The 8,163-nt window shown below is 69.9% G+C and carries 9 protein-coding genes; 3 read left to right on the plus strand and 6 right to left on the minus strand.

What is annotated here, in order from left to right; all coding sequences use genetic code 11:
* Positions 1-4: 4 nt before the first annotated feature.
* Together H0523_RS17085 and H0523_RS17090 are read left to right on the plus strand one after the other, a co-directional pair.
* Positions 5-1,207: a hypothetical protein gene (locus tag H0523_RS17085; RefSeq protein WP_231689764.1), complete on the plus strand. Its 1,203-nt coding sequence runs from the start codon at positions 5-7 to the stop codon at positions 1,205-1,207.
* Between the two features lie 203 nt (positions 1,208-1,410).
* On the plus strand, positions 1,411-2,712 hold the full coding sequence (locus H0523_RS17090; protein WP_054430227.1) for an MFS transporter: 1,302 nt from the start codon (positions 1,411-1,413) through the stop codon (positions 2,710-2,712).
* Positions 2,713-2,728: 16 nt separating this feature from the next.
* On the opposite strand, the gene H0523_RS17095 is transcribed toward H0523_RS17090, so the two are convergent.
* From H0523_RS17095 to H0523_RS17110, 4 genes are all read right to left on the minus strand, one after another.
* A complete protein-coding gene (locus H0523_RS17095) occupies positions 2,729-3,070 on the minus strand; it encodes a carboxymuconolactone decarboxylase family protein (protein ID WP_054430229.1) in 342 nt (113 codons plus the stop codon).
* Between the two features lie 163 nt (positions 3,071-3,233).
* Complete coding sequence (locus H0523_RS17100; RefSeq protein WP_054430232.1) at positions 3,234-3,569, minus strand: 2Fe-2S iron-sulfur cluster-binding protein; 336 nt, start codon at positions 3,567-3,569, stop codon at positions 3,234-3,236.
* 78 nt (positions 3,570-3,647) lie between these two features.
* Positions 3,648-4,235 (minus strand): NUDIX domain-containing protein, encoded by a 588-nt coding sequence (locus H0523_RS17105; RefSeq protein ID WP_054430347.1) that lies wholly within the window; start codon positions 4,233-4,235, stop codon positions 3,648-3,650.
* 126 nt (positions 4,236-4,361) lie between these two features.
* Positions 4,362-5,381, minus strand: coding sequence for a zinc-dependent alcohol dehydrogenase family protein (locus tag H0523_RS17110; protein WP_054430235.1), 1,020 nt, complete (start codon positions 5,379-5,381; stop codon positions 4,362-4,364).
* A 147-nt stretch (positions 5,382-5,528) separates the two neighbouring features.
* On the opposite strand from H0523_RS17110, the gene H0523_RS17115 reads away from it, so the two are divergent.
* Complete coding sequence (locus tag H0523_RS17115) at positions 5,529-6,449, plus strand: LysR family transcriptional regulator (protein WP_054430237.1); 921 nt, start codon at positions 5,529-5,531, stop codon at positions 6,447-6,449.
* Positions 6,450-6,541: 92 nt separating this feature from the next.
* Here the strand turns inward: H0523_RS17115 and H0523_RS17120 are convergent, their stop codons facing one another.
* Positions 6,542-7,795, minus strand: a complete 1,254-nt coding sequence (locus H0523_RS17120) for an Hsp70 family protein (RefSeq protein ID WP_054430238.1) — start codon at positions 7,793-7,795, stop codon at positions 6,542-6,544.
* A 65-nt stretch (positions 7,796-7,860) separates the two neighbouring features.
* Positions 7,861-8,115, minus strand: a complete 255-nt coding sequence (locus H0523_RS17125; protein ID WP_257225158.1) for a hypothetical protein — start codon at positions 8,113-8,115, stop codon at positions 7,861-7,863.
* Between the last annotated feature and the right edge of the window lie 48 nt (positions 8,116-8,163).

An 8,163-nucleotide genomic window follows, 5' to 3' on the forward strand; every position in this document is an offset into this window, starting at 1 on the left:
CGCCATGCGCCGCATCGCCGCACCCGGCGCCGCACAGCCGTACCCGGCGCCGCGCCTGTTGCGCTCGCGCCGGGCCTGGAGCGCGGCGGCGCTGGCCCTGGCGGCCCTGCTGCCCCTGGCGGCGCGCGCGCAGACGCCGCTGCCCGATCCCTACGATTACGACGAACCCGTGCCCGCGCCCAAGCGGGTGGTGGTGCCGCGCTGGCAGACGCTCGAACTGGGCAAGCCCGGCCACCGCTACAAGGTACCGGTCTATGCTAACCGGAACCTGGCGCGCGGCGACCTGCGCGATATCAAGCAAATCGTGATCGTGTTCCACGGCGTCAAGCGCAACGCCGACGCCTATTACGAGACCGCCGCCACGGTGCTGGCCGCCAATCCGGCGCGGGCCAACGACACCCTGATCCTGGCGCCGCGCTTCGTCGGCGTGATCGATTCGGGCTTCGCCGGCATGGCGGCCTGGCGCAAATCCAGCTGGGAAGACGGCGACGACAGCGTGCAGGCCAACGGCCGGCCGGCGCCGGTCAGCGCGTTCCAGGTCATCGACGACCTGCTGCGCAGCCTGGACGACCGCAAGCGCCTGCCGACCCTGGCCGGCATCGTGCTGGCCGGCCATTCCGGCGGCGGCCAGCTGGTGCAGCGCTACGCCGTGCTGAACCAGATCGACGGCCCGCTGCGGCGCGACGGCATCGCCGTGCGCTACGTGGTCGCCAATCCCTCCTCCTATCTGTACCTGACCCGCGAGCGCCCGCGCCCCGACGGCAAGGGCTACGCGCCCTACGAGCGCGGCATCTGCCCGACCTACAACCAGTACAAGTACGGCACCGACAAGCTGCCCCCGTTCGCGCAGGAAACCGACGACACGCGCCTGTTCATCCGCTACGCGGCGCGCGACGTCACCTACCTGCTGGGCGGCGCCGACAACAATCCCGAGCACCGTCTGCTGGACAAGACCTGCGGCGCCGAGGCCCAGGGCGCCACCCGGCTGGCGCGCGGCACCGCCTACCTGCAGTACGAACGCATCGTCGCCGCGCGCGGCAACCGGCCGGTGACGCTGCACCGCGCCGGCTTCGAAGTGACCGGCGTCGGCCACGAGTACAAGGGCATGTTCGGCTCGGTCTGCGGCGCGCGCGCGTTGCTCGGCGACGATGCGCTGGCGCCCGCCGGCGCGGCCGCCTGCACGGTGATCGAACCGCCGCGCAAGTAGACGCGCCCCAACCGCAACGCGACCGCGCAACCCGCCAGGAAATCCGCGCGGCCACACGCACAGCGCGAGGGGCTGCAAGCCGCATACCTGCGTCGCGGCGATTATTGACACCAAGCTGAACAGAATTCCCGGACAAGCGCAGGGGTGCATTTTTGCGCGGGCAGGCGCAAGATAAGCGGGTACCGTCTCCGTGGAAGACAGATATGAGCCAAGCGTATCTCGACATGCCCGACGCCAAGCGCCGCATCAAGGCGATCTTCGTCGGCTCCATGGGCAACCTGGTCGAATGGTATGACTTCTACGCCTATACCGCCTTCGCCCTGTACTTCGCCCCCGCCTTCTTCCCCTCGCACGACCCGGTCGTGCAGCAGCTGAACGCCGCCACGCTGTTCGCCGCCGGCTTCATCGTGCGGCCGCTGGGCGGCTGGCTGTTCGGCCACCTGGCCGACCGCCACGGGCGACGATTGTCGCTGATGGTCTCGGTGGGCATGATGTGCGTGGGCTCGCTGATCATCGCGGTCACGCCCACCTACGCGTCCATCGGGCTGGCGGCGCCGGCGCTGCTGGCGCTGGCGCGGGTCATCGAGGGCCTGAGCCTGGGCGGCGAATACGGCGCCAGCGCCACCTATCTCACCGAGATCGCCGACCCGGAACACCGCGGCTTCTATTCCAGCTTCCAGTACGTCACGCTGATCGGCGGCCAGCTCTGCGCCATCCTGGTGCTGCTGTTGCTGCAGAACGTGTTCCTGACGCACGAGCAACTGGTGGAATGGGGCTGGCGCATTCCGTTCGTGATCGGCGCCATGCTGGCCATCATCACCGCCGTCATGCGCCGCGACATGCCCGAGACCGACTCCTACAAGCAGGCCAGCCAGACCAAGCCGCGGACCAGCTCGCTGCGCGGCCTGCTGCGCTACCCGCGCGAGGTCGCGATCGTGGTCGGCCTGACGGCCGGCGGCACGGCGGCGTTCTACACCTTCACCACCTACATGCAGACCTTCGTGCGGCAGACCGCCGGGTTCTCGGACATCGTCACCACCTACGTGATCGCCGCGTCGCTGATTTTCGCGCTGATCCTGCAGCCGCTGTACGGCGCGCTGTCCGACAGGATCGGGCGCAAGCCGCTGCTGGTGTTCTTCGGCATCGCGGGCGCGCTGCTCACCGTGCCACTGCTGATGACGCTGTCGCAGACCCGCTCGCCATTCATCGCCTTCCTGCTGATCTGCGCGGCCTGGATCTTCACGGCCGGCTACACCTCGATCAACGCGGTGGTGAAGGCCGAACTGTTCCCCACCAACATCCGCGCCACCGGCGTGGCGGTGCCGTACGCCATCACCGTGTCGATCTTCGGCGGCACGGCGCCCGCCATCGCGCTGTGGTTCAAGCAGCAGGGCCACGAGCAGTGGTTCTACTACTACCTGGCGGGCGTCATCTTCATCTCGCTGCTGGTGTACGCGACCATGCGTGACACCAAACACCAGTCGGCCATGCACCGGCACGATTGAGGCCGGCGCATCCGCCTCAGCCCGGCTGGTGCGCGCTGACGGCGTCCAGCACGCGGGCCGAGTACACCATGGCCGCGCCGGCGTTCAACGCCACCGCCACGCCCAGCGCCTCGCCGATTTCCTCGCGGGTGGCGCCGTGCTTGAGCGCCTGCGCCGAGTGCACCGTGATGCAGCCGTCGCAACGCGTGGTCACGGCCACCGCCAGCGCGATCAGTTCGCGCGTCTTGGCGTCCAGATGCGCGGTCTTGGCGCCGGCCGCCGACAGCGCCTGGTAGCCCTTGAGCGTATCGGGCGTCAACGCGCCCAGCTCGCCAATGCGGCCCATCAGTTCCTTTTGGTAGTTCACCCAATCCAGCATGTCCTGCTCCTGAAAACCGGCGTGGCCCGATGCCTGACGCCATGGAGGCAGTATGCGCGGCTGGGCGGCGATTATTCAGCGGGAAAATCGCGCTTATATGCTGATTCGTATCAACCACACCTCCAACGCGTGGCGCGCGGGGCAGCCGGCAAACCGGACGGCCCTAGCGCCGCGCGCCCGTCAGCGGCCGCGGCGGCGCCGGCGGCGCGGGTTCAAGGGGCGCGGCCTGGAGCGACTGGATTTCCAGTGGCGAACGGGCCTGCGCCACGCACGGCAGGATCCAGCCCTCTTCCTTCTCGTCGCGCGACAGGCCCGGCCATTCGATGCGGTAGGCGATCTCGCCTTCCAGCATCAGGCACATGCAGGCGCGACAGGTGCCGTTGCGGCAGGAACTGGGCAGCTTGATGCCGGCGGCCTGGGCGGCCGCCAGCAGGGTCGAATCGGCATCCGCCTCGAAGCGCAGGCCGGACGGTTGCACCAGGACGGGAAAGGCGGGCATGGTCGCGGGATCGTTCGTCTTGTGAAGACAGCGGCGCGGGCCGGCCTTCAGGGCAGGCCCTGGAAGGCCGCGGCCCGCTCAGGCGGGCTGCTCCTGCCAGTCCAGCTGCCAGGCGCCGGACAGCACGTTCTGCAGCCACAGCGAGCAGGTCAGGGTCTTGGCGTCAGTGACCTCGCCCTTGGCGCAGGCCGCGAACAGTTCGTCCGGATGGGCGCTGAAGACATCGAGGAATTCATCCTGGTCCAGCTGTTGCGGACCGGCGCGCAGGCCGCGCGCGAAGTAGATGTGGATGATCTCGGTGGAATAGGCGATGGCCAGGTGCAGCGCGCCGGCGCGGGCCCACTGGGTGGCGGTGTAGCCGGTTTCCTCGAGCAGTTCGCGCTTGCCGCAGGCCAGCGGGTCTTCGCCCGGATCGAGCTTGCCGGCGGGGAATTCGGTCATGACGCGGCCGATCGGATAGCGGTACTGGCGTTCGAGCAGCACGCGGCCGTCATCGAGCAGCGGAATCACCACCACCGCGCCCGGATGCACCACGTATTCGCGCGTCGAGGTGTGGCCGTTGGGCAGGCGGACGGTGTCGTTGCGGATCTTGAGGAAGCGGCCGTCGTAGGCGGCCTCGCTGGAGACGCGTTCTTCGAACAGATGGGAATCGGGCTTGTCGGTCATGGCGCGGCGTGGGAAGAGGCAGGCGCCGGCGCGCAAGGCGGCCGGCGCGAAGAGCTTGCAGCTTACCATCGGGCCCGTCATGACTGCGTCATGGGTGCCATGGCCGCGTTGATTGGCTGGCGGCGTTCAGCCGTCGACGCGGATCACGATCTTGCCGAAGTGGCGGCCCGAGGCCAGGTGCTCGAACGCGGCCGGCGCCTCGTCGAATCCGTAGACGCGGTCGATCACCGGCGCGATGCGGGCGCGGTCGACCAGCCGCGTCACGTCTTCCAGCATCTTGCGGCTGCCCACGAAAATGCCTTCCAGGCGCTTGTTGCCGGCGATCAGCGCCAGCGGCGACACCGGCACCGAAGCAAAGCCGCTGACGCCGCCAATGATGCCGACCGCGCCGCCATGACGCACCGCCGCGATCGAGCGTTGCAGCGTGCCTTCGCCGCCCACTTCCAGCACCACGTGGGCGCCCTCGCCGCCGGTCGCGCGCAGCACTTCGTCCTGCCATTCCGGCGTTTCGCGGTAGTTGATCAGGTCATCCGCGCCCAGTTCGCGCGCCCGCGCCAGCTTGGCGGCGCTGGACGAGGTGATGATGGCGCGCAGGCCCGCCGCCTTGGCCAGTTGCAGGCCCCAGATCGAGACCCCGCCGGTGCCCAGCAACAGCGCGGTCTGGCCGGCGCGGGCGCGGCCGGCGACGAACAGCGCGTTCCAGGCGGTGACGGCGGCGCACGGCAGGGTCGCGGCCTGCTCGTCCGACAGGGAATCGGGAATGGCCACCAGGGCGTGCTCGGAGAAGACGACTTCGCTGGCCAGCACGCCGTCGCTGGCGGCGCCGGGCGCCCGCGCGGTGTTGGCGGGCGTGGGCTCGCCGTCGATCCAGTCCGGCAGGAAGGCGCCCATGACGCGGTCGCCCGCCTTGAAGCGCGTGACGCCGGCGCCCACCGCCAGCACCTCGCCGGCGGCGTCGGAAGCGGGCACCACGGGGCTGCCGGCCACCTTCAGGTAATCGCCGCGGGCGACCATCAGGTCGCGGAAATTCAGCGAGACGGCCTTGATGCGCACGCGCACCTCGAAGGGGCCGGGTTCGCGCGCCGCTCGCTCCACGCGCTGCAGCGAGCCGATGCCTTGGCCGGCGGTGATCTGGTATGCCTGCATGATGATGTCCTCTGGGTGATTCGGGAAACGCCGCCCAACACGAGACGGCGCGGTATGGGTACGATATAAGGGAATCAGACTACCCAGTGGTGGCATTTATTCACTTGAATGTCGCCCTATTGGAACCAATACCCCGCAGGACACCCCATGGCCACTCCCTACTCCCACGACCGCCTGGGCGGCATCGAGGTCTTCGTGCAGGCCGCCGAAGCCGGCAGCTTCGCGCTGGCGGCCGACCGCCTGAACCTGACGCGCTCGGCGGTCGGCAAATCGATCGCCCGACTCGAAGCGCGGCTGGGCGCGCGGCTGTTCCACCGCACCACGCGCCAGCAAAGCCTGACCGACGCCGGCCAGGCCTACTACGACCGCTGCGTGCGGGCGCTGGCCGAGCTCTACGACGCCGAGGCGGAACTGGACAGCGGCCGGCGCGCGCCGCGCGGACGGCTGCGGGTCAGCGCGCCGCTGGTGTTCGGCCGCCACTGCGTGGCGCCGGTGCTGCGCGAACTGGCCGCGCAGCACCCGCAGCTGCAGATCGACATTTCATTCAACGATCGCGTGGTGGACCTGATCGAGGAAGGCTACGACCTGGGCATCCGCATCGGCCCGCTGCCCGACAGCTCCAGCCTGGCGGCGCGCCGCCTGGGCCTGCAGACCATGGGCATCGGCGCCGCGCCGGCCTACATCGCCGCGCACGGACGCCCCGTCACGCTGGACGAGATACGCCAGCACGCCGGCGTGGTCTATGCCCACGGCGGCGTCGAGAAAGGCTGGTCGGTGATGGGACCGGATGGCCAGGTGATCCAGCTGCACCTGCCGCCGCGGCTGCGGCTCGACGACCTGCAGGCCATCGCCGATGCCGCCATCGCGGGCGCCGGGCTGGCATGGCTGCCGTGCTGGATGCTGACGCACTACGTGCGCAGCGGCGAGCTGGAGGTATTGATGCACGGCGACCGCATGGCGGCGCAGGACGTGCATGCCGTCTGGCCGCAGGCGCGCTACCTGCCGTCCAAGACGCGCGCCGCGATCGACGCGCTGGCGGCACAGGTGCCGGCGATGCTGGCGAAATAGCGGCCATGCGGGCCGCGCAACGCGCGTCGACGCGGCGCGCCACGGCCCGATGCCGGCACGCACCGTGGCGGGCCGGCATCGCGGGCGGCCTGTCAGTCGAACTTGCGACGGGCGTCCAGCGCCAGGCCGGCGCCGATGCTGCCGAACAGGTCGCCCTCGACGCTGCGCGCCTGCGGCACCAGCGCCGAGACGCAATCGCGCAGGCGCGGCACGCGGCTCGAACCGCCGGTGAAGAACACCGTGTCCACGTCGGCGGGCGCGACGCCCGCGTCGCGCATCAGGACGCCGACGGTCTGCTCGATCTTCTCGATCAGCCGCGCCACGCTGGCGTCGAACGACGGCCGCGTCACCTCCACGCCCAGCTCGGGCGCGATGCGCGACAGGTCGATGCGCGCGGCGGGACCTTCGGACAGCGCGATCTTGGCCTCTTCGACCTGCACCGCCACCCAGTGGCCGGCGCGCTGCTTGACCAGGTTCAGCAGCAGGTCGATCTTGTCGCGGTCGCCGGCTTCGGCGCGGATGTAGGCGAAGTGTTCGGCGGCCTTGCGGGTGTAGGCCTGGTTGATGGTGTGCCAGCAGGCCAGGTTGCCGTACTGCGTGGACGGCACGTCCTTGCCGCTGCGCAACTGGCTGCCCAGGCCCAGCAGCGGCATGACATGCGCCAGGCTGAGCTGCTTGTCGAAGTCCACGCCGCCGATGTGCACGCCGCCGTAGGCCAGGATGTCCTCGCGGCGATCCGGCTTGGCGGCGCGGCCCGGCCCCAGGCGGATCAGCGAGAAGTCCGAGGTGCCGCCGCCGATGTCGATGACCAGCACCAGTTCCTCGCGGTCGATCTGCGACTCGTAGTCGAAGGCCGCGGCCAGCGGCTCGAACTGGAATTCGATGTCGGTGAAGCCGACGCTGCGCGCGATCTCGCCCAGTGTGTCCTGGGCGGTCTGGTCGGCGGCGGGGTTGTCGTCGACGAAGAACACCGGCCGGCCCAGCACGGCGCGTGTGAAGTCGCGGCCGGCGGCGGTCTCGGCGCGGCGCTTGAGTTCGGCGATGAAACGCGTCAGCAGCACGCGGAACGGGATCGAGCGGCCCTGCACTTCCGTCGAGCCATCGATCAGCGAGCTGCCCAGCAGGCTTTTCATCGAGCGCATCAGGCGCCCGTCGTAGCCCGCCAGGTAGTCGGAGATGGCCGCCCGGCCGTAGCTGACCTCGGCGTCTTCGTCATGGAAGAAGATGGCCGAGGGCAAGGTGGTCTTGCCGTCTTCAAGGGCGAGGAGCGCGCGCTGGTCGGGGCGGCGCCAGCCGACGGTGGAGTTCGACGTGCCGAAGTCGACGCCGCATGCGGTGGAAATCATGGAAATTCGGGGGGCTGAAAGCAAAACGGCGCACAAGTGTAGCCGCAACCGCCCGAAACGCCATGTCAGCCCGGGCGGCGCAGCGCCACGGCCACGAAAACCAGCGTCACGGCGGCGGCCAGCAAGCCGCCGGAAAAACCGGTGACGTACCCCATCCGGGCGGCCACGCCGGTGATGAGCGACGAGGTCAGGATCTCGCCCAGGTCGCGCGCGCTCTGGACCGCGGTCATGTCGGTGCCGGCCTGCGCGCCGCGCGCGGCAAAGCGCATCGCCAGCGTCATCATCGCCACCGAGGCCGCGCCGGCGCCAAAGGCGCCCAACGCCTGCGCCGCGTAGGCCGCGGCCGTCGGCTGCGGCGCCCAGCCCTA

Origin of the sequence: Achromobacter insuavis (assembly GCF_902859645.1) — a bacterium.
In the GTDB taxonomy this organism is placed as follows: domain Bacteria; phylum Pseudomonadota; class Gammaproteobacteria; order Burkholderiales; family Burkholderiaceae_B; genus Achromobacter; species Achromobacter insuavis.

Excerpts from the sequence above, each read along its gene's own strand:
- H0523_RS17085 (WP_231689764.1), top strand. The coding sequence starts at position 5 with ATGCGCCGCATCGCCGCACCCGGCGCCGCACAGCCGTACCCGGCGCCG.
- H0523_RS17090 (WP_054430227.1), top strand. The coding sequence starts at position 1,411 with ATGAGCCAAGCGTATCTCGACATGCCCGACGCCAAGCGCCGCATCAAG.
- H0523_RS17095 (WP_054430229.1), bottom strand. The coding sequence starts at position 3,070 with ATGCTGGATTGGGTGAACTACCAAAAGGAACTGATGGGCCGCATTGGC.
- H0523_RS17100 (WP_054430232.1), bottom strand. The coding sequence starts at position 3,569 with ATGCCCGCCTTTCCCGTCCTGGTGCAACCGTCCGGCCTGCGCTTCGAG.
- H0523_RS17105 (WP_054430347.1), bottom strand. The coding sequence starts at position 4,235 with ATGACCGACAAGCCCGATTCCCATCTGTTCGAAGAACGCGTCTCCAGC.
- H0523_RS17110 (WP_054430235.1), bottom strand. The coding sequence starts at position 5,381 with ATGCAGGCATACCAGATCACCGCCGGCCAAGGCATCGGCTCGCTGCAG.
- H0523_RS17115 (WP_054430237.1), top strand. The coding sequence starts at position 5,529 with ATGGCCACTCCCTACTCCCACGACCGCCTGGGCGGCATCGAGGTCTTC.
- H0523_RS17120 (WP_054430238.1), bottom strand. The coding sequence starts at position 7,795 with ATGATTTCCACCGCATGCGGCGTCGACTTCGGCACGTCGAACTCCACC.